Origin of the sequence: Pseudomonas sp. LAMO17WK12:I10 (assembly GCF_900215185.1) — a bacterium.
GTDB classification, from domain to species: domain Bacteria; phylum Pseudomonadota; class Gammaproteobacteria; order Pseudomonadales; family Pseudomonadaceae; genus Aquipseudomonas; species Aquipseudomonas chlororaphis.
Window position 1 is genome coordinate 299,657 of sequence record NZ_OBDX01000001.1, and the last position, 23,510, is coordinate 323,166.

At 61.9% G+C, this 23,510-nt stretch carries 20 protein-coding genes; 9 read left to right on the plus strand and 11 right to left on the minus strand.

Features of this window, described 5'->3' with window-relative positions:
• Positions 1-31: 31 nt before the first annotated feature.
• Positions 32-487 carry a tRNA (uridine(34)/cytosine(34)/5-carboxymethylaminomethyluridine(34)-2'-O)-methyltransferase TrmL gene (gene trmL / locus CRO75_RS01265; RefSeq protein WP_007930832.1) on the minus strand — a complete coding sequence of 152 codons (456 nt, stop codon included), beginning with the start codon at positions 485-487 and terminating at the stop codon, positions 32-34.
• On the opposite strand from trmL, the gene CRO75_RS01270 reads away from it, so the two are divergent.
• Positions 486-926, plus strand: a complete 441-nt coding sequence (locus CRO75_RS01270) for a hypothetical protein (protein WP_009041765.1) — start codon at positions 486-488, stop codon at positions 924-926. The genes trmL and CRO75_RS01270 overlap by 2 nt on opposite strands.
• 805 nt (positions 927-1,731) lie before the next feature.
• Here the strand turns inward: CRO75_RS01270 and ntrC are convergent.
• Together ntrC and glnL are read right to left on the minus strand one after the other, a co-directional pair.
• Positions 1,732-3,168, minus strand: a complete 1,437-nt coding sequence (gene ntrC, locus CRO75_RS01275; RefSeq protein WP_007929941.1) for a nitrogen regulation protein NR(I) — start codon at positions 3,166-3,168, stop codon at positions 1,732-1,734.
• On the minus strand, positions 3,165-4,250 hold the full coding sequence (glnL, locus tag CRO75_RS01280) for a nitrogen regulation protein NR(II) (protein WP_009041766.1): 1,086 nt from the start codon (positions 4,248-4,250) through the stop codon (positions 3,165-3,167). Before glnL ends, ntrC begins: the two co-directional genes overlap by 4 nt.
• 475 nt (positions 4,251-4,725) lie before the next feature.
• Here glnL and CRO75_RS01285 point away from each other — a divergent pair, with 475 nt between their 5' ends.
• Complete coding sequence (locus tag CRO75_RS01285; RefSeq protein ID WP_097134211.1) at positions 4,726-5,841, plus strand: trifunctional transcriptional activator/DNA repair protein Ada/methylated-DNA--[protein]-cysteine S-methyltransferase; 1,116 nt, start codon at positions 4,726-4,728, stop codon at positions 5,839-5,841.
• Here CRO75_RS01285 and CRO75_RS01290 read toward each other — a convergent pair.
• The 4 genes from CRO75_RS01290 to glnA form a co-directional block, all read right to left on the minus strand.
• Positions 5,813-6,328: a DUF4124 domain-containing protein gene (locus tag CRO75_RS01290; protein ID WP_097134212.1), complete on the minus strand. Its 516-nt coding sequence runs from the start codon at positions 6,326-6,328 to the stop codon at positions 5,813-5,815. The two genes, CRO75_RS01285 and CRO75_RS01290, sit on opposite strands and share 29 nt — an antisense overlap.
• Before the next feature lie 88 nt (positions 6,329-6,416).
• A complete protein-coding gene (locus tag CRO75_RS01295; RefSeq protein WP_097134213.1) occupies positions 6,417-6,959 on the minus strand; it encodes a chorismate mutase in 543 nt (180 codons plus the stop codon).
• An 86-nt stretch (positions 6,960-7,045) separates the two neighbouring features.
• Positions 7,046-9,085 carry a hypothetical protein gene (locus CRO75_RS01300; protein WP_097134214.1) on the minus strand — a complete coding sequence of 680 codons (2,040 nt, stop codon included), beginning with the start codon at positions 9,083-9,085 and terminating at the stop codon, positions 7,046-7,048.
• Between the two features lie 174 nt (positions 9,086-9,259).
• The gene (gene glnA / locus CRO75_RS01305) at positions 9,260-10,666 is read right to left on the minus strand and encodes a glutamate--ammonia ligase (RefSeq protein WP_007929953.1); all 1,407 of its coding nucleotides are present in this window, start codon (positions 10,664-10,666) and stop codon (positions 9,260-9,262) included.
• 330 nt (positions 10,667-10,996) lie between these two features.
• Between glnA and thiI the strand changes: the two genes are divergently transcribed.
• Positions 10,997-12,451 carry a tRNA uracil 4-sulfurtransferase ThiI gene (gene thiI / locus CRO75_RS01315; RefSeq protein ID WP_062823930.1) on the plus strand — a complete coding sequence of 485 codons (1,455 nt, stop codon included), beginning with the start codon at positions 10,997-10,999 and terminating at the stop codon, positions 12,449-12,451.
• A 139-nt stretch (positions 12,452-12,590) separates the two neighbouring features.
• Positions 12,591-14,411: a translational GTPase TypA gene (typA, locus tag CRO75_RS01320; RefSeq protein WP_009041779.1), complete on the plus strand. Its 1,821-nt coding sequence runs from the start codon at positions 12,591-12,593 to the stop codon at positions 14,409-14,411.
• 270 nt (positions 14,412-14,681) lie between these two features.
• On the opposite strand, the gene CRO75_RS01325 is transcribed toward typA, so the two are convergent.
• Positions 14,682-15,125 (minus strand): YkgJ family cysteine cluster protein, encoded by a 444-nt coding sequence (locus CRO75_RS01325; RefSeq protein WP_023970087.1) that lies wholly within the window; start codon positions 15,123-15,125, stop codon positions 14,682-14,684.
• A 265-nt stretch (positions 15,126-15,390) separates the two neighbouring features.
• On the opposite strand from CRO75_RS01325, the gene CRO75_RS01330 reads away from it, so the two are divergent.
• The 3 genes from CRO75_RS01330 to CRO75_RS01340 all read left to right on the plus strand — a co-directional run bounded on the left by CRO75_RS01330 (position 15,391) and on the right by CRO75_RS01340 (position 19,655).
• A complete protein-coding gene (locus tag CRO75_RS01330; RefSeq protein ID WP_097134215.1) occupies positions 15,391-17,841 on the plus strand; it encodes a glycogen/starch/alpha-glucan phosphorylase in 2,451 nt (816 codons plus the stop codon).
• 197 nt (positions 17,842-18,038) lie between these two features.
• Positions 18,039-19,049: a class 1 fructose-bisphosphatase gene (locus CRO75_RS01335; RefSeq protein ID WP_009041781.1), complete on the plus strand. Its 1,011-nt coding sequence runs from the start codon at positions 18,039-18,041 to the stop codon at positions 19,047-19,049.
• 3 nt (positions 19,050-19,052) lie between these two features.
• Positions 19,053-19,655, plus strand: coding sequence for a DUF924 family protein (locus tag CRO75_RS01340; protein WP_097134216.1), 603 nt, complete (start codon positions 19,053-19,055; stop codon positions 19,653-19,655).
• Positions 19,656-19,779: 124 nt separating this feature from the next.
• On the opposite strand, the gene CRO75_RS01345 is transcribed toward CRO75_RS01340, so the two are convergent.
• From CRO75_RS01345 to CRO75_RS01355, 3 genes are all read right to left on the minus strand, one after another.
• Positions 19,780-20,112 (minus strand): type II toxin-antitoxin system RelE/ParE family toxin, encoded by a 333-nt coding sequence (locus tag CRO75_RS01345; protein WP_097134217.1) that lies wholly within the window; start codon positions 20,110-20,112, stop codon positions 19,780-19,782.
• Positions 20,109-20,381, minus strand: a complete 273-nt coding sequence (locus CRO75_RS01350; protein WP_097134218.1) for a type II toxin-antitoxin system Phd/YefM family antitoxin — start codon at positions 20,379-20,381, stop codon at positions 20,109-20,111. The genes CRO75_RS01345 and CRO75_RS01350 overlap by 4 nt, the downstream gene beginning before the upstream one ends.
• A 90-nt stretch (positions 20,382-20,471) precedes the next feature.
• Positions 20,472-22,364: a methyl-accepting chemotaxis protein gene (locus CRO75_RS01355; protein ID WP_204856401.1), complete on the minus strand. Its 1,893-nt coding sequence runs from the start codon at positions 22,362-22,364 to the stop codon at positions 20,472-20,474.
• A gap of 283 nt (positions 22,365-22,647) precedes the next feature.
• Here CRO75_RS01355 and CRO75_RS01360 point away from each other — a divergent pair, with 283 nt between their 5' ends.
• The gene (locus CRO75_RS01360; RefSeq protein WP_007925924.1) at positions 22,648-22,902 is read left to right on the plus strand and encodes a hypothetical protein; all 255 of its coding nucleotides are present in this window, start codon (positions 22,648-22,650) and stop codon (positions 22,900-22,902) included.
• A gap of 36 nt (positions 22,903-22,938) precedes the next feature.
• A complete protein-coding gene (locus CRO75_RS01365) occupies positions 22,939-23,508 on the plus strand; it encodes a lipocalin family protein (protein ID WP_009041786.1) in 570 nt (189 codons plus the stop codon).
• Positions 23,509-23,510: the final 2 nt, after the last annotated feature.

Below are 23,510 nucleotides of genomic sequence, written 5' to 3' on the forward strand. Positions count from 1 at the left end.
GCGGCTACAAGGAGTCGTGCAGAGGTGGGGCTTATTTGAAGCCCAGCTGGCGCCAGGCTTCGTAGACAGCCACCGCCACGGTGTTGGACAGGTTCAGGCTGCGGCAGCCTTCGCGCATGGGCAGGCGCAGGCGTTGCTCGGCGGGCAGGGCGTCCAGTACCTCGGCGGGCAGGCCACGGCTTTCCGGGCCGAACAGGAAGGCATCGCCCTCGGCGAAGCTGGCGTCGTGGAAAGGTCGCGAGCCCTTGGTGGTGAAGGCGAACAGGCGCGGATGGCCTAGGCTTTCAAGACAGCTGGCGAGGTCGGCATGGCGCTGTAGGGTGGCGTACTCGTGGTAGTCGAGGCCGGCCCGGCGCAGGCGCTTGTCGTCCATTTCGAAACCCAGCGGCTCGATCAAATGCAGGTGGCAGCCGCTATTGGCGCACAGCCTGATTACATTGCCGGTATTCGGCGGAATTTCTGGTTGAAAAAGGATGACGTGAAACATGCACGGCTCCGAAGAAAAAGACAGGCCGCATTCTACGCCTGAAGCGGACGTCCGGCCGAAGCTAATGCTGCGGGTATTCGGCTCGCTGGCGATCTTTGGCGTGATGGTCGGGTTGATGATTGGTCGCCTCACCACCCCGGACCCCACCGAGTTGCAGGAGGTGCAGGTCCAGCCCAATGCCCTGGTGGTGTGGTTCAACAACGAGCCCAAGGTTCATGGCGAGCACATCGACGGGGCCGTGGCGCTGTTGTTCGAGGCCGAGGGGCGAGCGCAAAAGGGCCAGTTGAAGATCAACGACAAGGATGCCAACTGGCGGGTGCGGGCGGCTGAGGAAGGGTTGCTGCTGAACGTGGTCGCAGCAAGAGCGCTGCACGCCGAATGGTCGGGCAGCGAGGTCGACGGGCGCTGGCGCCTGGAGATCCAGCTGCGCGAGGAATAAAAGAGGGGATTCCCGGCCTGCCTGTACCAAGGTCCCCAAAAGCGTGAGGGCGGGGCGCTGATTGCGCCGGGCCCGGTGTAAAGAGGGGAAGCCCCGGCCTGCCTGTACCAAGGTTCCCAAAAGCGTGAGGGCCGCGCTGATTGCGCTGGGCCCGATGTAAAGAGGGAGTCCCCGGCCTGCCTGTACCAAGGTTCCCGAAACGGGTGGGGCTCGTCGCTGTGAGCGTGATGAGCCCGGGTGTTAAAGAGGGAATCCCTGGCCTGCCTGTACCAGGGTTCCCCAAACCGGGTGGAACCCGTCGCCGCGAGCGGTATGGGTTCCGGGTGTAAAGAAGGGGATTCTCGGCCTGCCTGTACCAAGGTCCCCAAAACGGGTGAGTGACTGCACTCATGATCTTGTCTTTGCAGGGGGCGTGCCAATTCTGGCTTAACCGGTTAAGCCATTTTGCAGGAAAAGCTAAAAGCCCCGATTTACTGGGCTTTCGTCGTTTTTTGGATTTGTTCTGGCGAGAAATATCCAGGCCAAACACGATGAAATTTCTTGCCCAGCCACGCATTCCGGCAGTGCAGGCTCACCATTGCGGTGCACAAAAAGCATCGCGGGCAAGCCCCGCTCCCACGATCGCATCTGTAGGAGCGAGGCTTGCCCGCGATTGGATCTGTCATTCGGCACAACACGAATGTCTTGCTCTGTAGCCGCTGCCGAAGGCTGCGCTCGCGACCGAAGGGCGCGCAGGACCTCAAGATCGCTGAAGGCCTTCGGCCTTATCGCAGCCTGCGGCAGCGGTTACAGGGGATTACGCGGCTCAGCCCTCGTCGCTGTCGTCGTCATCCCCGCCGTCGACCTTCATCCCCAACTCCTTGATCTTGCGTGTCAGGGTATTGCGGCCCCAGCCCAGCAGCACGGCGGCGTCGCGGCGGCGACCGGCGGTGTGCTTGAGGGCGGTCTCGATCATGATCCGCTCGAAGCTCGGCACCGCGCTGTCCAGCAGGCTCGACTGGCCGCGTGCCAGAGCCTGGTCGGCCCACTGGCGCAGGGCCTGCTCCCAGTTGGTCACCGGCGCCGAATCCTGCGGCAGGCTCAGCAGCTCCGGCGGCAGGTCGCTGATATGCACCTCGCGACCCGAAGCCATCACGGTGATCCAGCGGCAGGTGTTCTCCAACTGGCGCACGTTGCCGGGCCACGGCAGGTTCTTCAGGTATTCCTCGGTCTCGCTTTTCAGCAGCTTGGGCTCGACGGCCAGCTCCTGGGCGGCGCGGCTGAGGAAGTGCTTGGCCAGGGTCGGAATATCTTCGCGACGGTCCGACAGGCGCGGGATATGGATGCGGATCACGTTCAGGCGGTGGAACAGATCCTCGCGGAACTTGCCGGCGTGCACCAGGGTTTCCAGGTTCTGGTGGGTCGCGGCGATGATGCGCACATCGACCTTGACCGGCGTATGCCCGCCGACCCGGTAGAACTCGCCATCGGCCAGCACCCGCAGCAGGCGGGTCTGGGTGTCGGCCGGCATGTCGCCGATCTCGTCGAGGAACAGCGTGCCGCCGTCGGCCTGTTCGAAGCGCCCGCGCCGCAGGTTGGCCGCGCCGGTGAAGGCGCCCTTTTCATGGCCGAACAGCTCGGATTCCATCAGGTCCTTGGGGATCGCCGCCATGTTCAGGGCGATGAACGGCGAAGCCGCCCGCGGGCTGTGGCGGTGCAGGGCGTGGGCCACCAGCTCTTTACCGGTACCGGACTCACCGTTGATCAGCACGGTGATGTTGGAGTGGCTGAGGCGACCGATGGCGCGGAACACCTCCTGCATCGCCGGTGCTTCACCGATGATTTCCGGGGTGCGGGCCAGCGCCGGGATCACTTCCAGGCCCTGCTGCTCCTGGGCGTGCTGGTTGGCGCGCTTGACCAGGGACACCGCTTCGTCGACATCGAACGGCTTGGGCAGGTACTCGAAGGCGCCGCCCTGATAGGAGGCGACAGCGCTGTCCAGGTCGGAGTGCGCGGTCATGATGATCACCGGCAGGCGCGGGTGCTGCTCGCGGATCCGCGCCAGCAGGTCCAGGCCACTGGCGCCGGGCATGCGGATGTCGGAGATGATCACGTCCGGTTGCTGGCGGGCCAGGCGACTCATCACACCATCGGCGCTATCGAAGCTCTGGGTGGTCATGCCTTCCTGTTGCAAGGCTTTCTCCAGAACCCAACGGATAGAACGGTCGTCATCGACGATCCACACGGTTTCACTACGGCTCATGTCGATGGGGCTCCTTGTTCCAGTGGCAGAAAGATCGAGAACGTGGTGTGGCCGGGATGGCTGTCACACTCGATCAGGCCCTGGTGCTGGCTGATGATGTTCTGGGTAATGGCCAGGCCCAGCCCGGTACCGTCCGGACGGCCGCTGACCATGGGGAAGAAGATGGTTTCCTGGAGCTCCGCGGGGATCCCCGGGCCGTTGTCGATGATCTCGATCTTGGTCACCAGGCGGTGGCGCACGTGGCCGATGGTGAACTGGCGCATGGTGCGGGTGCGCAGGCTGATGCGGCCCAGGCGCAGCTCGTTCTGGCTGCTGATGGCCTGCATCGCGTTGCGCACGATGTTCAGCACCGCCTGGATCATCTGCTCGCGGTCGATCAGCACATCGGGAATGCTCGGGTCGTAGTCGCGCACCAGGGTGATGCAGCCCTGGCTTTCGGCTTCCACCAGGCTGCTCACGCGCTCCAGCACTTCGTGCACGTTGCACATCGCCAGCGACGGCAGCTTGTTGGAGCCGAGCATGCGGTCCACCAGGTTCCGCAGGCGGTCGGCCTCTTCGATGATGACGTTGGTGTAGTCCTTGAGGTTCTCGTCCGGTAGTTCGCGGGCCAGCAACTGGGCGGCGCCGCGAATCCCGCCGAGGGGGTTCTTGATCTCGTGGGCCAGGCCGCGCACCAGCATCTTGCTGGTTTCCTGCTTGGACAGCTGGGCCTCTTCCTTGGTGATCCGCAGCAGGCGGTCACGGGGGTGGACTTCGAGCAACAGCAGGGTGTCGCCATTGCTCAGGATCGGCGTCACCGCGTAGTCCACGGTCAGGGTCTGGCCGGTCAGCGCGGTGAGCATGGCTTCGCGCTTGGTGAACGGGTGCGCCTGTTCCACCGCCTGGCGCAGGGAGCTCAGGGCTTCGGCCGACTCGGTGAACAGTTCGCTGATGAATTGCCCATGGCTGCGCTGGCCACTGATGGCCAACAACATCTCTGCCGCCGGGTTCATGTACTCAAGGCGCAGGTCGGCGTTGAGCAGGATGGTCGCGGTGGTCAGGTTGTCGAGTAGCAAGCGGTGCAGTTGATCGCTGATGGTCATGGGTAAATGTTGACCTCTTTTGAAACAAGGCAATCCCGGGCAGGCCCAGGATTGCACGCGCGAATAAGGCGCTGGTATCGAGAAAATGCAAAAACCAAACCAAGGCTCCGAAAAGAAGCGCTCGAGCCCTGAAACGGACGTTTAAAGTTCTGTTTCGCAGCGTTTTGCCGGCTGCGCTGGGTACTTTCGAACCAAAATGGGCTGTGGATAGATGCGGGGGCAGTTTGGTGCACCAATATAGTGCGATTCGTTCCGGGCTGCGCTAGAGAATAGCCGGCTACCCGCAGGCCAGAATCTGCAACCTGCCTTGGCCTGGATTATCGATGCGGAATGACGGCAGGTCCTTTGGCCATGCTTTTTAGCGTGGCGTGGGGCTTAGGGGCTCGCTGGCGAATCAACGCCTGATTTGCGGCGGCATCCGTTGCGGCGCTGCTCTACAGTGCACAGACATTTCCCTCTGGTGCTGGAGACGGCCATGGACAACGCCCCCTTGCTGTTCCAACTGCCCGATGACGACACCCTGTACCGCGCCTTGCTCGAGCGCGACCCGGCCTATGACGGGTTCGCTTTCGTCGGGGTCAAGAGCACGGGCGTGTTCTGTCGGCTGACCTGCGCGGCGCGCAAGCCCAAGCGCGAAAACTCGGTGTTCTTCAGTTCGATCAAGGCCTGCGTCGAGGCTGGTTTTCGCGCCTGCCTGCGCTGCCGCCCGCTGGAGCAGACAGGCGCCCAGGAACCTCTGGTCAAACAGCTGCTGGCCTTGCTGGAAAACAATGCCGACAAACGCTGGTATGAAGGCGACCTGATCGAGCTCGGCTTCGACCCTTCCACGGTGCGCCGGGCCTTCAAGCGCCACTTCGGCGTGACCTTCCTGGAAATGGCCCGGCTGCGGCGGATCGGCGAGGGCATGCAGCAACTGGCGGGTGGCGCCAGCGTGATCGATGCGCAGATCAGCGCCAGTTTCGATTCCGACAGCGGCTTTCGCAGTGCCTTCACCCGGTTGCTCGGCCAGCCACCGTCGAACCTGCGCGGTCGCGAACTGCTCAAAGCCGACTGGCTACAAACCCCGATCGGCGTGATGCTGGCGGTGGCCGATGCGCAGGCCCTGCATCTGCTGGAGTTCTTCGACCGTCCGGCCCTGGCCACTGAGCTGAAGCGCTTGCAAGAGCACACCGGCTCGACCATCGGTTTCGGGCGTTTTGCCCCCATCGACCAGATCGAAAGCGAATTGCGGCGATTTTTCGCCGGGGAGTCGGCGAGCTTTGCCACGCCGCTGGCGCTGAATGCTTCGGCCTTTAACCGCACGGTCTGGCAGGCCCTCAGGGCGATACCTCCAGGCGTTACCCGCAGTTATGCCGAGGTGGCTAGTGGTATCGGCTCGGCCTCCGCCGTGCGGGCCGTGGCCCGGGCCAATGGTGCCAACCAGATCGCCATCGTGATTGCCTGTCACCGGGTGATAGGTTCCGACGGTTCGCTCACCGGTTATGGCGGCGGGCTGTGGCGCAAACGCTGGCTGCTCGAGCATGAGCGGCGCCTGTATTCGCAGATTCAGGCGCGACAACACCTCAGGGTCGATGAACCCGTTGCAGGGTGAAGGTCAGTGTCGGGCTTTGCTGGATCACCCGCGTGCCATCGAGCACCTGCACCGCCAGGCGGTGCTCGCCGCGGTCGATGTTCACCAGTTGCAGGTTCGGCAGGTTGCCGGGTTGGCCATAGGGTTGGTCGTCCAGCAGCAGGCGCAGGCGATGCTTGTTGTGCAGGGACGGGTGCAGACGGACCTCGATATTGAAGGTGCCGTTGTTGGCGCGGATCACGCCGCCGTTCGGTACGCCGCTCAGCTCCAGGGTGGTGTAGGCCGGTGCGCGGGTGGGTGGCGTTTGTGTTGGTTCGACGCCGGGCGGTGTGAGCGGCCTGGGCGCCTCGATGCGGTTCAGCGGCGCCAACTCGACGGCCTGACCGGGCGCGCCGGCCGGCGGCTGGTCGCTGTAGGCGGTGTTGCCGTGGGCATCGGTGTAGCGGTAGATCTGCGCGGCGGCCGGCAGGGCGGCCAGCAACAGCAGATAAAGGCAGTGCACACGCATGGCGGCTTTCCTGGGGGCTTGGGTCGGCGACTTCAATGATGGAAGTGCCTCCAGCATAGAGCCGCGGACCGGGCCCAGGTTCGCCGCTTTAACCTTTGAATACACAAAGCTCGGCGGTGGCGCGGACCAGCGCCAGTTGGCGCAGTGGTGCCCGATCACCTTCGTGGGTGGCCTGGGCCAGCCATTGTGGGCACTGTGGATCATTGCGGTGGGGGCTGAAATCCGCCAGTTGCTGCAGCAGGCGTTTTTGTAACTGGTCAAGTTGCGGGCGGATCTGCCCCACCAGGTCCGGGCGCGGGGCGTCCGGTGCCTGGCCTTGCAAGGTCCATTCGGACAGGTGGGCGTACTGCACCAGCTTGTTGGCCTCGATCTGTGCGGCGAAGAACTGTTCCACCGCCGCGCCATCGAGTTTGTAGGCCGGCGCCTGGGCCACCGCGCCGGCAATCACCTCGCGCTCGCGCGGGCGGTCTTCCACCGGTTTGTGGCTGTCCCATTTGCTCAGGGCCACCTGGTCGGCGATGGCCAGGCGTTCTTCGATGCTGGCCAACAGCGGGCCGAGGGTGGCAGGGGCGGCGCAGGCATTGCCGGCCAGCAACAGGGGCAACAGGGCAAGGCAGAATCGCGAAGTCATGGGCGGTCTCGGCTTCTTGGGGACAAGTCGGCGGCCATGATGCACGCAAAACCGCAGTGCCTGGCAAGCGCCGGGCACCCGGTAGGTCATTGGCCGGTCGCGACGGTCGCGGGTGTCCCGCAATCGGTCGGGCTGGAAGACAGTCGCTTGCTGCTTTCGTCATAGACGATCCGGCAGGCGCTCAAGCCGTTGTCGATCAGCTCGCGGCTCTTGATCGCGCCGTTGCGGTGATAGCACAGCTGTTCGCCGGCCAGTTTGGCCTGGCCATGGTTCTTGAGCCGCTGTTGGTTGACGGTCATCCACTCGAAACCGACCTTGTTCACCTGGCAATCGATCTGGCCGTTGTCGTAGTAGGTGATTTCGCTGACCTTGTCGTCCGCGCCTATGACGCGCTCACGGGTCTTGCGCCCGGTCTGGGCATCGTATTCGCGATATTCCTGCAACTCGCCGAACAGGTAGTCGCGCTCACTGGTGATCCGGCCTTGCCTGAACTCACGGGCCATGCCGCAGTTCTGCACTTCGCTCCTGTAGCTTTCGAAGCGGCAGCGGGGTGTGGCGGAGAATATCTGCCCATGCTCGTCCAGCTGGGTCATCAGGCCGATGAAATCGCTGCCTTCGACGCGACCGACCGTGGCGGGCGAACCGTCGGCGAGGAAGGTCAGGTAGGGCCCTTGCTTGTTGCCATTGTGATAACTCATGTCCGACAGCAGCACCTTGCCATCGGCGCTGTAGATCAGCGAACGGCCCTCGCGCTGGCCGTTCTCGTAGTTGTAGGAGTACATCAGTTGGCCGGCGTCGTTGTAGCCCTCCTGGGTGCCCCAGAGAATGCCGCCGCGATAGTGCTCGATCACCCGCAATACCCCCTTGGCGTCGGTATCGCGCAGTTCGCCTTCCATTGTGTCGGCGACAAACCCGACGCTGTGGGTATGGCCTTCGGCGGCCTTGAGTTGCCATGGGCCGCTACGCAAGCCCTGGTCGAAATTGCCGGTGCCTTCCCTGGTTAGCCAGGGGCCCTGGCGCAGGTCGTCGAGGTAGTCGCCGCGTTCGACCACCACGCCGCCTTCACGCACTTCGCTGGGGCCATTGCGCAGGTCCCGGGCGTAAGTGACAAAACCACCGTTCTCAGGTATTTCGGACTCCGCCAGGTTGATGGCCCAGCGGCCTTCGCGCAGGTCGTCACGATATTCGCCGGTCATGAAGTAGCCTTCGCTCTCATTGGCCAGGCTCCACTGGCCCTGGCGTTTGCCATCGATATAACGACCCTGGGACCAGATGTTGTGCGGTCCGGCAATACCCCACTCGCCAGTGCGTCGGCCCTTGGCGTAAGCCCCTTGGGCGGCAACGGCGCCGGAATTGGAGTAGGCCACGGAAGGCCCGTCCTCGCTGCCAGTGAAGCGCTGCGGTTCGGTTTCCCAGGCAATGCGGCTGGCCCGGTAGCTGTATAGCAGGGGCTCGCCCTCCGGCGCAGGTGCTTCGCCACGCCAGTAGGTGGCGGTGAGAAAACGTCCGTCCTTTTCGGCGAAGGTCTTTTTGTAGCTGTACTGCTCAGTTCCGGGCGGATTGGCGGTGATGGGCTGCCCGTTCTGGTCGAAGTAACCCACCAGGATGCCGGCCGAATGGTCGATCTGGTTGAACTCGTCGAAACCCGAGTCTTCGTAGAAGACGCTGTAGTTCAGTGGCGTCAGCTGGCGCAGGGCCTGTTTCACCGTCGGGGCATCGAGCTTCTTGCGGTCTTTGGCGATGCGCTCCAGGGCGGGCTGCAGTTTCTCCAGGCGCCGATAGAGGCGGTCGTTTTCGTCATAGCGATAGGCATGCAGGCGGTATTGGCCACGCTGTTTGAACAGCACCAGGCGGGTCAGGGACTCATTATCCAGGGCGATGTTGAACACCGACTCGATGCTGGCATCGCCGAAGTCGTCCAGCAGCTGCGGCTGGCTCTCGTCCGGGTCGACCGAGTAATAACCTTTGACGCTGCCACCCTGCTTGATAAAGGCCAGGGTCGCCGAGCTTTCCGCCAGGCCGGTGATCAGCGGGTGGGCCAGGGATTTATCAGCATAGAAAGGAGCGGCCTGGGTGCTGCCGAACGCCAGGCAGGCGATCAGGCCGAGAGAACGAGTCCACTGCATACGAATCCCTTCGTCGAGGCGCCTGACAGAGGGCGCGAGAGGCGCGGATTATCCATGGATGAATAGCCCGGGGGAATGCTCCGGGGCGATGGGCGGGCAATAAAAAGGCCTCCCGAGGGAGGCCTTTTTTCTTGTTACGTAGCATGTCACGCCGCGTGGGGCGGCGCTACCGGATCAGCAGCTGTAGTACAGCTCGTATTCCAGTGGGTGTACGAAGGTACGGACCTTGATTTCTTCTTCGCTTTTCAGGGCGATGTAAGCGTCGATGAAGTCGTCGCTGAAAACGCCGCCTTTGGTCAGGAACGCACGACCTTTGTCCAGCTCTTCCAGGGCTTCTTTCAGGCTGCCGCAAACTTGTGGGATCTCTTTCGCCTCTTCAGGCGGCAGGTCGTACAGGTTTTTGTCGGCCGCGTCGCCAGGGTGGATCTTGTTCTGGATACCGTCCAGGCCGGCCATCAGCAGGGCAGCGAAGGCCAGGTATGGGTTGGCAGCCGGATCCGGGAAGCGTGCTTCGATACGGCGGGCTTTAGGGCTCGACACGTAAGGGATACGGATCGAAGCGGAACGGTTGCGGGCCGAGTAGGCCAGCATGACCGGCGCTTCGAAGCCTGGGACCAGACGCTTGTAGGAGTTGGTCGAAGGGTTGGTGAAACCGTTCAGGGCCTTACCGTGCTTGATGATGCCGCCGATGAAGTACAGGGCGGTGTCGGACAGGCCGGCATAACCTTCGCCAGCGAAGGTGTTCTTGCCATCTTTGGAGATGGACATGTGCACGTGCATACCCGAGCCGTTGTCGCCGTACAGAGGCTTAGGCATGAAGGTCGCGGTGCGGCCGTAGGCATCGGCCACGTTGTGCACGCAGTACTTCAGGGTCTGAACTTCGTCGCCCTTGTTGACCAGGGTGTTGAACTTCACGCCGATTTCGTTCTGGCCGGCAGTCGCCACTTCGTGGTGGTGAACTTCGATGACCAGGCCCATTTCTTCCATGGCGTTACACATGGAGGTACGGATTTCGTGGTCGTGGTCGAACGGAGGAACCGGGAAGTAGCCGCCTTTGACGCCCGGACGGTGGCCTTTGTTGCCGCCTTCCACGTCCTGGTCGGACATCCACGAGCCTTGCTCGGAGAAGATCTTGAACATGGAGCCGGAGATGTCGGACTTGAACTTCACTTCGTCGAAGATGAAGAACTCAGGCTCAGGACCTACGAATACGGTGTCGCCGATACCAGTGGACTTCAGGTATTCCTCGGCACGCTTGGCGATGGCGCGTGGGTCGCGATCGTAGCCCTGCATGGTCGAAGGTTCGATGATGTCGCAGACCAGGATCAGGGTCGGCTCTTCGGTGAACGGGTCCAGGACGGCGGTTTCGTCAACTGGCATCAGGATCATGTCGGAGGCTTCGATGCCTTTCCAGCCAGCGATGGAGGAACCGTCGAACATTTTGCCGATTTCGAAGAAATCGTCATCCAGCGCATCACGGGCCGGCATGGTCACGTGGTGCTGAGTGCCTTTGGTGTCAGTGAAGCGCAGATCAATCCATTTGACGTCATGATCTTTGATGAGTTGAACCGACTTCGACATAGTGTCCTCCGGGTGGCTTCGGGCGAGTGTTGGTGTGCCCTTAGAATGTGGGTGATGCCGGCGCAGATACTCTGCCATGGCAACCTGCCTCACAAGGGAGCAAATTGCATGCCAGTGCCCTGAGTTGGGTTTTATGCCCCAAACTCACGCATTCCGGGCGTTATTTGGGCCAGATTGGCAAATAGGCGCACCGCAATGTTGCGTTTTTATCTGGTGGTGACCCGTTTTGGTGCGCGAAAAACCGAGTGCACATTAATTGGTTAAACCTTGAGCAATTTCCGCTATAATCCGCGCCCCCCTTTTTCGGCTGGCCCAGCGCGCGCTGTTTTCATGAAACTAATCGTTAAAGTTTTCCCGGAAATCACCATCAAGAGCCGCCCGGTACGGACGCGTTTCATCCGTCAGCTGGCCAAGAACATCCGTGCCGTGCTCCGCGATCTGGACCCGGCTGTGGTGGTCAATGGTGTGTGGGACAACCTCGAGCTGGAAACCGCCGTCAGCGAGCCGAAAGCCTTGAAGGAGATGACCGAGCGCCTGAGTTGCATGCCGGGCATCGCGCATTTCCTGCAGGTCGATGAGTACCCGTTGGGCGACTTCGACGACATCGTCGCCAAGTGCAAGCAGCACTTTGGCGAGGCGCTGGCGGGGAAAGTTTTCGCCGTGCGTTGCAAGCGTGCCGGCAAGCATGAATTCAGCTCCATGGACGTGGAGAAATACGTTGGCAGCCAGCTGCGTCGGCAGTGCGGCGCCGCCGGGATTTCCCTGAAAGAGCCGGAAATCGAAGTGCGGATGGAAATTCGCGACCAACGGTTGTTCGTGATTCACAGCCAGCACAACAGCATCGGCGGCTACCCGCTGGGCGCCCTGGAACAGACCCTGGTTTTGATGTCCGGCGGTTTCGATTCCACGGTGGCGGCCTACCAGATCATGCGTCGCGGCCTGATGAGCCACTTCTGCTTCTTCAACCTGGGCGGGCGTGCCCACGAATTGGGCGTGATGGAAGTCGCGCACTATATCTGGAAGAAGTACGGCAGCTCCCAGCGCGTGCTGTTTGTCAGCGTGCCGTTCGAGGAAGTGCTCGGCGAAATCCTCGGCAAAGTCGACAACAGTCATATGGGCGTCATTTTGAAGCGTATGATGTTGCGTGCCGCGTCGAGCATCGCCGACCGCCTGCACATCGACGCGCTGGTCACCGGCGAGGCGATTTCCCAGGTGTCGAGCCAGACCCTGCCGAACCTCTCAGTCATCGACTGCGTGACCGACAAGCTGGTGCTGCGCCCGCTGATCGCCAGCCACAAGCAGGACATCATCGACCTGGCCAACGAAATCGGCACCGCCGATTTCGCCAAGCACATGCCGGAGTACTGCGGGGTCATCTCGGTGAACCCCAAGACCCACGCCAAGCGCCATCGCGTGGAGCATGAAGAGAAAGAATTCGACATGGCGGTGCTCGAGCGTGCGATCGAGCGGGCCAAACTGGTGCCGATCGATCGGGTGATCGACGAACTGGGCCAGGATTTGCAGATCGAAGAAGTCAGCGAGGCGCTGGCGGGCCAGATCGTGATCGACATCCGTCATCCGGATGCTCAGGAAGACGACCCGCTGACACTTTCTGGCATCGAGATAAAAGCGCTGCCGTTCTATGCATTGAATGCACGCTTCAAGGAACTGGACCCTACTCGCCAGTACCTGCTGTATTGCGACAAAGGCGTCATGAGTCGCCTGCATGCTCACCATCTGCTCAGTGAGGGACATGCCAATGTGCGCGTTTATAGACCGAGCTAAGTGCCCGGGGCTGTTTGCCTGTGGCTTGCGTCACCGGCCCCCCGACGCCACCGTCAAGCTGTAACGGCCTTGCCGGACTCTATTGTTAATCGCTGCCAGCAGTTGTCAGCACACCGAATCCTCTGATCGAGATACACAAGTGATCGAAAATCTACGCAACATCGCCATCATTGCTCACGTTGACCACGGTAAAACCACCCTGGTAGACAAACTCCTGCGTCAATCCGGCACCCTGGAGCGCAACGAGCTCAACGACGAGCGCGTGATGGACTCCAACGACCAGGAAAAAGAGCGCGGTATTACCATCCTGGCGAAAAACACCGCCATCAACTGGAACGGCTACCACATCAACATCGTGGACACCCCGGGCCACGCCGACTTCGGCGGCGAAGTTGAACGCGTAATGTCGATGGTCGACTCCGTTCTGCTGCTGGTCGACGCTCAAGACGGCCCTATGCCGCAAACCCGTTTCGTGACCAAGAAGGCGTTCGAAGCCGGCCTGCGTCCGATCGTGGTCATCAACAAGGTCGACCGTCCAGGCGCGCGTCCTGACTGGGTTCTGGACCAGATCTTCGATCTGTTCGACAACCTGGGCGCCACCGAAGAACAGCTGGACTTCAAAGTCGTCTACGCCTCGGCCCTGAACGGTATTGCCGGTCTGGACCACACCGACATGGCCGAAGACATGACCCCGCTGTACCAGTCGATCGTCGACAACGTTCCGGCTCCGGCCGTTGACCGTGACGGTCCGTTCCAGATGCAGATCTCCGCTCTGGACTACAACAGCTTCCTGGGTGTGATCGGCGTTGGTCGTATCGCTCGCGGTCGCGTCAAGCCGAACACCCCGGTTGTCGCTATCGACGTCGACGGCAAGAAGCGCAACGGCCGTATCCTGAAGCTGATGGGTCACCACGGTCTGCACCGTGTGGACGTTGAAGAAGCGGCTGCCGGCGACATCGTCTGCATCAGCGGTTTCGACGAGCTGTTCATCTCCGACACCCTGTGCGATCCAACCGCTGTCGAAGCGATGAAGCCGCTGACCGTCGACGAGCCGACCGTTTCCATGACCTTCCAGGTCAACGACTCGCCATTCTGCGGTAAAGAAGGCAAGTTCGTGACCAGCCGTAACATCAAGGAACGTCTGGACAAAGAGCTGCTGTACAACGTTGCACTGCGCGTTGAAGAAGGCGACTCGGCCGACAAGTTCAAGGTTTCCGGCCGTGGTGAGCTGCACCTGTCGGTACTGATCGAAACCATGCGTCGCGAAGGTTTCGAAATGGGCGTTGGCCGTCCTGAAGTGATCATCCGTGAAGTCGACGGCGTGAAGCAGGAACCGTTCGAAAACGTCACCATCGACATCCCTGAAGAATCCCAGGGCAAGGTCATGGAAGAAATGGGTCTGCGTAAGGGCGACCTGAGCAACATGGTTCCGGATGGCAAGGGCCGTGTACGCCTGGAATACAACATTCCAGCCCGTGGTCTGATCGGTTTCCGTAACCAGTTCCTGACCCTGACCAACGGTGCAGGCATCCTGACCTCGATCTTCGATCGCTACGCTCCGATGAAGTCCGGCCACATGTCCGGTCGTCAGAACGGCGTACTGGTTTCGGTCGAGACCGGCAAGGCCCTGACCTACTCCCTGGAAACCCTGCAGGCGCGCGGCAAGCTGTTCGTCGAGCACGGCCAGGAAATCTACAACGGTCAGATCGTTGGTCTGAACAGCCGTGACAACGACCTGGGTGTGAACCCAACCAAAGGCAAGAAGCTCGACAACATGCGTGCTTCGGGCAAGGACGAAACCATCGCCCTGGTTCCGCCGGTTCGTTTCACCCTGGAACAGGCTCTGGAATTCATCCAGGATGACGAGCTGTGTGAAGTGACTCCTAAGTCCATCCGTCTTCGCAAGAAGATCCTGGACGAAGGCGAGCGTACCCGCGCTGCCAAGAAAGCCAAGAACTGATCTAGTTAGTTCCGGCTGAATAAAAACGCCCCCGGTCGAAAGGCCGGGGGCGTTTTTTTTGATCTGTGAAAAAGCTCGGGTCCTGTAGCCGCTGCCGAGCCTGCGAGGCTGCGATCGGCCGCGTAGCGGTGGTAAAACGGTGTATCTGAAACTCTGCGGTGGCCCGTACTGCGGCTGCTTTGCAGCTGTTCGCAGCCTCGCCAAGGCTCGGCAGCGGCTACAGGGCGGCACGGTTACGCAGGGAACGGGGTTGCAGGTGCAGGCCGGGGTTCAGAAACGTTCCAGGGTCCGGCTGCTGGTGTTGGTCGGGCGTTCCACCGGCTTGGGCTTGTACGCGCAATAGCCCGGGCGCGGGCCGATCTTCGGGTGGTTGCGGCAGGTGTCCGGGCGCTTGTCATAAATGGTGCACAGGCGGCTCTTACGATCCAGATACAGGCAGTCGTTGTTGCTCATGCGCTGCAGGGTGAAGATTTCGGACTTCTGGTTGTAGCGCTCGACGATGCCTTCCTTCTGCAGGCGCTTGGCGATGTTCTTCGCCGGCTCGCCGCGCTCGAATTCGTCGACGATGCCGATGCGGATCAGATCCTTGATCTTGACCTCCACCGGCAGGGTGCAGCAGCTGGACATGCAGGAGCCGCACATGGGCGCGGAATACTTGGCCCAGGTATCGAGTCGGTCGATTTCCGCGGCGGCGATCAGGTTGGACTTCATCAGGCTTGTTTCCAGCGTGTGTATCAGGGCGCGCGATCATACCGGTACTGGTGGATTTTTGAACAACCATTTAACGGAATTTACGCCTGCCCAAGGGGAGTGCGAGGGTCGGCACGGCATCTGCATCATTTTTGCCAGCTGCCGCGGGAGACGCCGCCTCTGCTCGGGCAATCGCAAGACGCACCGAACCAGAGTCTTTGGCTCCTGTCAGATCGACTAGGCTCAGACAATTCCATGCTCACTGTCTATCTCGCTCGAGGTCGTATTCATGACTCAGGAACTGCAAGTTCGTGACGCTGAGGTGGCCGCTTTTCGCGATGCCGTCCTGACCAAACTCACCTACGCGGTGGGCAAAGACCCGGACCACGCCTTCGACCATGACTGGTTCGAAGCCATCGCCCTGGCGGCGCGCGATCACATGGTCGAGCACTGGATGGACCACACGCGGCAGATCTACCGCAAAGGCCAGAAGCGCGTTTATTACCTGTCCCTGGAATTCCTCATCGGCCGCCTGCTCTACGACAGCCTGAGCAACCTCGGGCTGCTGGACGTGGCGCGCGATGCGCTGAACGAGCTGGGCGTCGATATGGAACGCATCCGTCTGCTGGAGCCGGATGCGGCGCTGGGCAACGGTGGCCTCGGCCGGCTGGCGGCGTGCTTCATGGAAAGCATGTCGACCCTGGGCATCGCCGGCCACGGCTACGGCATTCGTTATGAACACGGTCTGTTCCGCCAGGCCATCGTCGATGGCTGGCAGCAGGAGCAGACCGAGCACTGGCTGGACTTCGGCAACCCCTGGGAGTTCGAGCGCCCCGAAGTGATCTATTCGATCGGCTTCGGCGGCAGCGTCGAGACCGTCACCGACGAGGCCGGCCATACCCGGCAGGTATGGTGGCCGGCGGAAACCGTGCGCGCGGTGGCCTACGACACCCCGGTGGTCGGCTGGCGTGGCGCCAGCGTCAACACCTTGCGCCTGTGGCGCGCCCGGGCCATGGAAGACCTGCACCTGGAACGCTTCAACGCCGGCGACCACCTGGGCGCGGTGGCCGAGGTGGCCCGGGCCGAAAGCATTTCCCGGGTGCTCTACCCGGCGGACAGCACTGAAGCCGGGCAGGAACTGCGCCTGCGCCAGGAGTACTTCTTCGTCTCCGCGTCCTTGCAGGACCTGCTGCGCCGGCACAAGAACATGCACGATTCGGTGCTCAGTCTCGGCGAGCATGCGGCGATCCAGCTCAACGATACGCACCCGTCGATCGCCGTGGCCGAACTGATGCGCCAGCTGGTGGACCTGCATGGCATCGCCTGGGAAGCGGCCTGGCAGATCACCGTCGAGACCCTGGCCTACACCAACCACACGCTGCTGCCCGAAGCCCTGGAAACCTGGCCGGTGGGCCTGATGGAACGCATGCTGCCGCGGCACATGCAGATCATTTACCTGATCAACGCCCAGCACATCGATTCGCTGCGGGCCAAGGGCATCCACGACTTCGACGTGCTGCGCGCGGTGTCGCTGATCGAAGAAGACAACGGCCGCCGGGTGCGCATGGGCAACCTGGCGTTTCTCGGTTCCCACAGCGTCAACGGCGTGTCCGGCCTGCACACCCAGCTGATGCGCAGCACGGTGTTTTCCGAGCTGCACAAGCTGTACCCGGAGCGGATCAACAACAAGACCAACGGCATCACCTTCCGCCGCTGGCTGTACCAGGCCAACCCCAAGCTGACGGCGATGCTGGTCGAAGCCGTCGGCCCGGAGCTGCTGGACAACCCCGAGGAGCTGTTGCTCAAGCTCGAACCCTTCGCCGAGAAGTCGGCCTTTCGCAAGCAGTTCGCCGAACAGCGCCTGCACAGCAAGCGCGCGCTGGCGGCGATCATCCATGAGCGCCTGGGCATCGCGGTCAATCCGGCGGCGCTGTTCGACGTGCAGGTCAAACGGATCCATGAGTACAAGCGCCAACTGCTCAACCTGATGCACACGGTGGCGCTGTACCAGGCGATCCGCGCCGAGCCGGAAATCGACTGGGTGCCGCGGGTGAAGATCTTCGCCGGCAAGGCCGCGGCCAGTTACCACCAGGCCAAACTGATCATCAAACTGAGCAATGACATCGCCCGTACGGTGAACAACGACCCGACCGTGCGCGGCCTGCTCAAGGTAGTGTTCCTGCCCAACTACAACGTCAGCCTGGCCGAAAGCATCATCCCGGCGGCGGACCTGTCGGAGCAGATCTCCACCGCCGGCTTCGAGGCCTCGGGCACCAGCAACATGAAGTTCGGCCTCAATGGCGCGCTGACCATCGGCACCCTGGACGGCGCTAACGTCGAGATGTGCGAGCGGGTCGGCGCCGAGCACATGTTCATCTTCGGCCTCAGCGCCCAGCAGGTGGAGGCACGTAAACGCAATGGCGAATTCAGCGCGGTGACGGACATCGCCGCCTCCCATCGTCTCAACGATGTGCTGCAGGCGATTCGTGGCGGGGTATTTTCGCCGGACGATCCGGCCCGCTACACCGGGCTGATCGATTCGCTGGTCGACTATGACCGCTTCCACGTGTGCGCCGATTTCGACTCCTACTGGAATGCCCAGCTGCATGTCGAAGAGCGCTGGCGCGACAGCAATCAATGGTGGCGTTCGGCGGTGCTCAACAGCGCGCGCATGGGCTGGTTCTCTTCGGACCGGACCATTCGCGAGTACGCCACGGAGATCTGGAAGGCTCTGGAATAGGTCGCTCGACGCTCCCCGTAGTGTCGAAAGGGCGCAGGCTAGCGCAGCCTGCGCCAACGTCTACGGATCGGATTTCGGGCTACGCTCAACCCCATGCATGAACTCTCTGTGGCGGATCTCGTCTCATAGGAGGAAATGCACCCCGACTCGCGTTAAACTGCGCGGGTTTTTAGCCCCCCATTCCTCCGGAGCCGTCCATGTCCCGCGTTACCCTGAGTCGCTATTTGATTGAGCAGACCCGCAGCAACAACACTCCTGCCGATCTGCGCTTCCTGATCGAAGTGGTGGCGCGTGCCTGCAAGGAGATCAGCCATGCCGTGTCCAAAGGCGCCCTGGGCGGTGTCCTGGGCAGCATGGGCACTGAAAACGTCCAAGGCGAAGTGCAGAAGAAGCTCGACGTGCTCTCCAACGAGATCCTGCTCGAAGCCAACGAATGGGGCGGTCACCTGGCCGGCATGGCGTCCGAGGAAATGGACAATGCCTACCAGATCCCGGGCAAATACCCGAAGGGCGCGTACCTGCTGGTATTCGACCCGCTGGACGGCTCGTCGAACATCGACATCAATGCCCCGGTCGGCACGATTTTCTCGGTATCGCGTTGCCCGAACGAATACCTGAGCCAGAACGAACCGCTCAATGAAAAGGCCTTCCTGCAGCCAGGCACCCAGCAGGTTGCCGCCGGTTACGCCATCTACGGCCCGCAGACCATGCTGGTGCTGACCCTGGGCGACGGCGTCAAGGGCTTCACCCTGGATCGCGAAATGGGCAGCTTCGTGCTGACCCACGAAGACATCACCATTCCTGAAACCACCCAGGAATTCGCCATCAACATGTCCAACCAGCGTCACTGGGAAGCGCCGGTGCAGCGTTACGTGAGCGAGTTGCTGGCAGGCGAAGAAGGCCCGCTGAACAAGAACTACAACATGCGCTGGGTGGCCGCGATGGTCGCCGACGTGCACCGCATCCTGACCCGCGGTGGCCTGTTCATGTACCCACGCGACAGCCGCGAGCCATCCAAGCCGGGCAAGCTGCGCCTGATGTACGAAGCCAACCCGATGTCGTTCCTGGTGGAACAGGCGGGCGGCGCTTCCACCGACGGTCACCAGCGCATTCTCGACATCCAGCCTGAAGGCCTGCACCAGCGCGTAGCGGTGTTCCTCGGCTCGAAGGAAGAAGTCGCCCGCGTCACCGCCTACCACAAGGAATAACCCATGGCCGCGCCCTGGCAGCCTTTGCTCGACTGGTGGTTCGGTTCGTCCGAGAAACCCGCGGACATCAAGGCTGAAAAGGGCAGGCTGTGGTTTGGCAAGCGCGACAGCCAGGACCTCGAGGCGCGCGAGCGTTTCGGGGATCTGGTGGAACAGGCCTTGGCCGGCGGATTGACCGAGTGGGCGCAACGCCCGCAAGGCTGGCTGGCCCTGGTGCTGCTGCTCGACCAGCTACCGCGCATGCTGTATCGCGAAACCCCCAAGAGCTTTGCCGGCGATCTGCGCGCCCAGGCGCTGGTGGCCCAGGGTATTGCCGCGGATTTCGACCGCCAGCTGGCGCCGATGCAGCGCAGCTTCATCTATCTGGTGTTCGAGCATTGCGAAAACCTGGCGGTGCAGAACGAAGCGATCTCCAGGTTCGCCGCCTTGCACGACGAGCAGCCGCTGGCTGACCAACCGGTGTTCGCCGATCTGCTGGACTACGCCGAACGGCATCAGAAAATCATCGCCCGCTTCGGGCGCTTCCCCCATCGCAACCAGATTCTCGGGCGTGAATCGACGCCGGAGGAACTGGCATTCCTGCGCGAGCCGGGTTCCAGCTTCTAGTTCTTCTGCGTTCTGTAATCGCTATCGCGGGCAAGCCTCGCTCCTACGGATGCTTGGGTTCTTCTGTAGGAGCGGCCGGTTGACGCTCGATTGCCCGCGATAGGTCTTCAAGACCCATGAATACTTAGCGCCTGACTCGCAGCAGCCGTTTCATCAGCATGGTTTGCAGGTCTTGGCGGGTATCGGCGATGACATGGATGTAGACGGTAGCGTCTCGTACTTCATAGATGATTCGATTCATCCCCGAGAGTATCTGTCGGTAGTGGCCGACATGCAGTTGTTCGAGTTCTGCGGGAATCGCCCCGGCGTAGGGCAGGGCGGCCAGTTGGCGAATGGCCTGTTTCAGGCTGCTGTAGCTGTTGTGCCAGGTAGCGGTGGAGAACCGCTGGGTGAGGTAGGTACGTAACTCGATGAGGTCGGTTTCCGCCGAATGCAGAAGCACTACCTTGAATGTCACTGCTGGTCGGCCCGGTCCAGGTCGGCAAACACGTCCTGCGCATCGCGGAATTGGCCTTCATCGATCTCACGATTACCGAGGGCGAGGATCTTCAGCAGCGCCATGGTTTCTTCCTGCTGCTCGAAGCTTTTCACATCCATGACCACCAGTTTTGCCTCGCCGTTCTGGGTAATGACCATGGGCTCACGGCTTTCGGTGATGGTTTTGACGATCTCGGCGGTGTGGCTTTTCAGGTAACTGATCGGTTTGATCTGAGAAGAAAGCTTCATGGGAGCATCTCGTCTGGGGAAGCAGGACTGAGTTTAGTCTTTATTCAGTCCTATGTGCGTCGCGCCAGACGAGTTGAGTGTTGCTGATCGTTAAATCCGGAAACTGCCCACCAACTGCTGCAACCGCGCCGCTTGCTGCTCCAGGTCGGCGCAGGCGCGCAGGGTCGCCTGCAGGTTTTCCACGCCTTCCTGGTTGAGGGTGTTGATCTCGGTGATGTCGACGTTGATCGACTCCACCACGGCGGTCTGCTCCTCGGTGGCGGTGGCCACGGACTGGTTCATGCCGTCGATCTCGCCGATGCGCTGGGTCACGCTGCCCAGGCGCTGGCCGGCCTGGTTGGCGATGCCGACGCTGCTTGCGCTCTCGCGCTGGCTTTCGGTCATGGTGTCCACCGCCTGGCGGGCGCCGACCTGCAGTTCCTCGATCATCTTCTGCACTTGCTGCGCCGAGTCCTGGGTGCGGTGGGCGAGGTTGCGCACCTCATCGGCGACCACCGCGAAACCACGGCCGGCCTCACCGGCGCGGGCGGCTTCGATGGCGGCATTGAGGGCCAGCAGGTTGGTCTGCTGGGAGATGCTGGTGATGACTTCGAGGATCTGGCCGATGTTCACCGTGTTGCTGTTCAGGGTTTCGATATGGCCGCAGGAGTCGCTGATCTTCGCCGACAGTTGCTGCATGGCGGCGATGGTCTGGTCGACCACGGCCTGGCCTTCGCTGGCCAGGTTGCGCGCATCGCTGGAGTGCTGCGACGCCAGCGCGGCGTTCTGGGCGATTTCCTGGGCGGCGGCGCCGAGCTGGTTGATCGCCGCGGCGACGCTGCTGGTGCGTGAGGCCTGCTGGCCGGAGTTGAACATCGACGAGTTCGAGGCACTGACCACCCGCAAGGCGACTTCGTTGACCTGGCCGGTGGCCGAGGCGACTTCGCGGATCGAACCGTGAACCCGTTCGACGAAACGGTTGAACGACACGCCCAGGGTGCCGAACTCGTCGTGGCCATGGATGGTCAGGCGCTTGGTCAGGTCGCCTTCGCCCTCGGCGATGTCGTGCATGGCGCGGCCCATCAGGTGCAGCGGCTGCATCAGCACGCGGATCAGCATGCCCAGCAGGCTGATGATGATCACTACGGCAATCAGCATGGCGATGATCGCCGAGGTGCGGAACTCGCTGAGCATCGAGAACGCGGTGTCCTTGTCCAGCACCAGTGCCACGTACCAGTCCGCCGCCGGCACGCCGTTGACGCGGGTGAAGGAGATGAGCTGGGTCTTGCCGTCCAGCTCGACTTCCTTCAGGCCCGGGCCGACCTGCGGGGCGCCATTGGGGTAGGCGTCGCTGAGGTTCTTGAGCACCAGCTTGCTGTCCGGGTGGATCAGGATCTTGCCGCCGGCGCTGACGATGAACGCCTGGCCATGGCCGCCGAAATTCAGCGAGTTGATGATGGCGCTGACGTTGGACAGGTCGATATCGGCGCCGGCGACGCCGATGAAGCTGCCCTGGTGCTGGACCGGGGTGGCGACGGTGATCACCAGCTTGCCGGACGAAGCGGCGATGTAGGGTTCGGTGACGATGGTCTGCTGGGCCGAGTTGGCCGCCTTGTACCAGCCACGGGCGCGCGGGTCGTAGTCGGGGGCGCGGTTACCCGCCGGGACCGAGAACATCGCGCCGTCCTGGCCGCCGAAGTAGCTGAGCTGGAAGTTGCTGGCGTAGGCGGGGAGGCCGACGCTGCGTTTCAGGCCATCGGCGCCGCTGCCGTCCACGGCGATTTGCTGAGCCAGGGTGTGCAGCAACTGGATACGGCTTTCCAGCCAGGTCTGGATGTTGCTGCTGGTCAGGCTGCCGAGTTCCTGCATGGAGGACTCGTTGCTGCTGCGCAGGGCCTCGCGCTGTCGATAGTCGTTGAACAGGATAAAACAGGCGAACGCAACGGCGACCACAAGAGCGGCGGCAAGCAGGATCTTATGGCTGAATTTCATGTTTCTGGTCATTAAGTGAGCTACCGCGAAAGGGTGGTCAGCGAGGGGGTGTCAATTTGCCATAGCGGCAGCTTTTGCGCTGCGTTTATGTCGACTGGCCATCATGAAAGATGAAGTGCGCCGACGCCTGCCCGACGAAATGCGTTTTGCCCCCGCAAAGTGGTTGATTCGGGAGGAAATGCTGGGCGCTGCGTCACAATAAATAGGCGTCTGGCTGGGGAACCAGATGGGGCTTTTCTCTTCTAAGCTTCTGGTTGGCAGCATGCCATCCCCCCGTCCGCCCAGGAGTTTCACCATGTCCCTGCGTTCTCTCGCTCTGTTGTCGTTCTGCGTGCTGTTGGCTGCATGCGGCAAGATCAATCAGGAAAACTATTCCAAGCTGTCGGCCGGCATGCCCAAGGCCGAAGTTGAAAAACTGCTGGGCAAACCAACCGATTGTTCCGGCGCGCTGGGCATGTCCAGCTGCACCTGGGGTGACAAGAACAGCTTTATCAGCGTGCAGTACGCCGGTGACAAAGTGCTGATGTTTTCCGGGCAAGGCCTGAAGTAAAAAAAACCGGGGCCACGTGCCCACGGGAGAAAAATAATGATGCGTTTGCTAGTCACTCTTCTGGCCGGTCTGTTGTTGGCCGGTTGCGCCACTTCCCGGGATGATTCACTGGCGCCCAAGACCGCTAATCACGTCGATCTCAAGCGTTACCAAGGGACCTGGTACGAGCTGGCGCGTTTGCCGATGTATTTCCAGCGCAATTGCGCGCAATCCGAAGCCCGCTACACCCTGTTGCCCGAAGGCAATATGGCGGTACTCAACCGCTGCCTGACCTCCAATTGGCAATGGGAAGAGGTGCGGGGCACCGCGACGCCGCAGGCGCCGGACAAAACCGACAAGCTGTGGGTCGAGTTCGATACCTGGTTTTCCCGGTTGATACCGGGCCTGGCCAAGGGCGACTACTGGGTGCTGTATGTGAGCGACGACTACAAGACCGCCATTGTCGGCAACCCGGATCGTCGATACCTGTGGCTGTTGTCGCGTCGGCCGAATGTCAGCGAGGCGGTTCGCGAGGACCTGCTGAGCAGGGCGCGCCAGCAGGGTTATGACACCACCCGCCTGATCTGGCGCGTGTCGGACAAGGCGATGGCCAAGACCTCGAAGTGAAT

Bases quoted from the DNA above. Each gene is read 5' to 3' on its own strand.
- CRO75_RS01285 (WP_097134211.1), top strand. From the start codon at position 4,726: ATGGACAACGCCCCCTTGCTGTTCCAACTGCCCGATGACGACACCCTG.
- CRO75_RS01295 (WP_097134213.1), bottom strand. From the start codon at position 6,959: ATGACTTCGCGATTCTGCCTTGCCCTGTTGCCCCTGTTGCTGGCCGGC.
- trmL (WP_007930832.1), bottom strand. From the start codon at position 487: ATGTTTCACGTCATCCTTTTTCAACCAGAAATTCCGCCGAATACCGGC.
- CRO75_RS01270 (WP_009041765.1), top strand. From the start codon at position 486: ATGCACGGCTCCGAAGAAAAAGACAGGCCGCATTCTACGCCTGAAGCG.
- glnL (WP_009041766.1), bottom strand. From the start codon at position 4,250: ATGACCATCAGCGATCAACTGCACCGCTTGCTACTCGACAACCTGACC.
- glnA (WP_007929953.1), bottom strand. From the start codon at position 10,666: ATGTCGAAGTCGGTTCAACTCATCAAAGATCATGACGTCAAATGGATT.
- CRO75_RS01290 (WP_097134212.1), bottom strand. From the start codon at position 6,328: ATGCGTGTGCACTGCCTTTATCTGCTGTTGCTGGCCGCCCTGCCGGCC.
- CRO75_RS01360 (WP_007925924.1), top strand. From the start codon at position 22,648: ATGTCCCTGCGTTCTCTCGCTCTGTTGTCGTTCTGCGTGCTGTTGGCT.
- thiI (WP_062823930.1), top strand. From the start codon at position 10,997: ATGAAACTAATCGTTAAAGTTTTCCCGGAAATCACCATCAAGAGCCGC.
- ntrC (WP_007929941.1), bottom strand. From the start codon at position 3,168: ATGAGCCGTAGTGAAACCGTGTGGATCGTCGATGACGACCGTTCTATC.
- CRO75_RS01365 (WP_009041786.1), top strand. From the start codon at position 22,939: ATGATGCGTTTGCTAGTCACTCTTCTGGCCGGTCTGTTGTTGGCCGGT.
- CRO75_RS01340 (WP_097134216.1), top strand. From the start codon at position 19,053: ATGGCCGCGCCCTGGCAGCCTTTGCTCGACTGGTGGTTCGGTTCGTCC.
- CRO75_RS01335 (WP_009041781.1), top strand. From the start codon at position 18,039: ATGTCCCGCGTTACCCTGAGTCGCTATTTGATTGAGCAGACCCGCAGC.
- CRO75_RS01330 (WP_097134215.1), top strand. From the start codon at position 15,391: ATGACTCAGGAACTGCAAGTTCGTGACGCTGAGGTGGCCGCTTTTCGC.
- CRO75_RS01350 (WP_097134218.1), bottom strand. From the start codon at position 20,381: ATGAAGCTTTCTTCTCAGATCAAACCGATCAGTTACCTGAAAAGCCAC.
- CRO75_RS01355 (WP_204856401.1), bottom strand. From the start codon at position 22,364: ATGACCAGAAACATGAAATTCAGCCATAAGATCCTGCTTGCCGCCGCT.
- CRO75_RS01300 (WP_097134214.1), bottom strand. From the start codon at position 9,085: ATGCAGTGGACTCGTTCTCTCGGCCTGATCGCCTGCCTGGCGTTCGGC.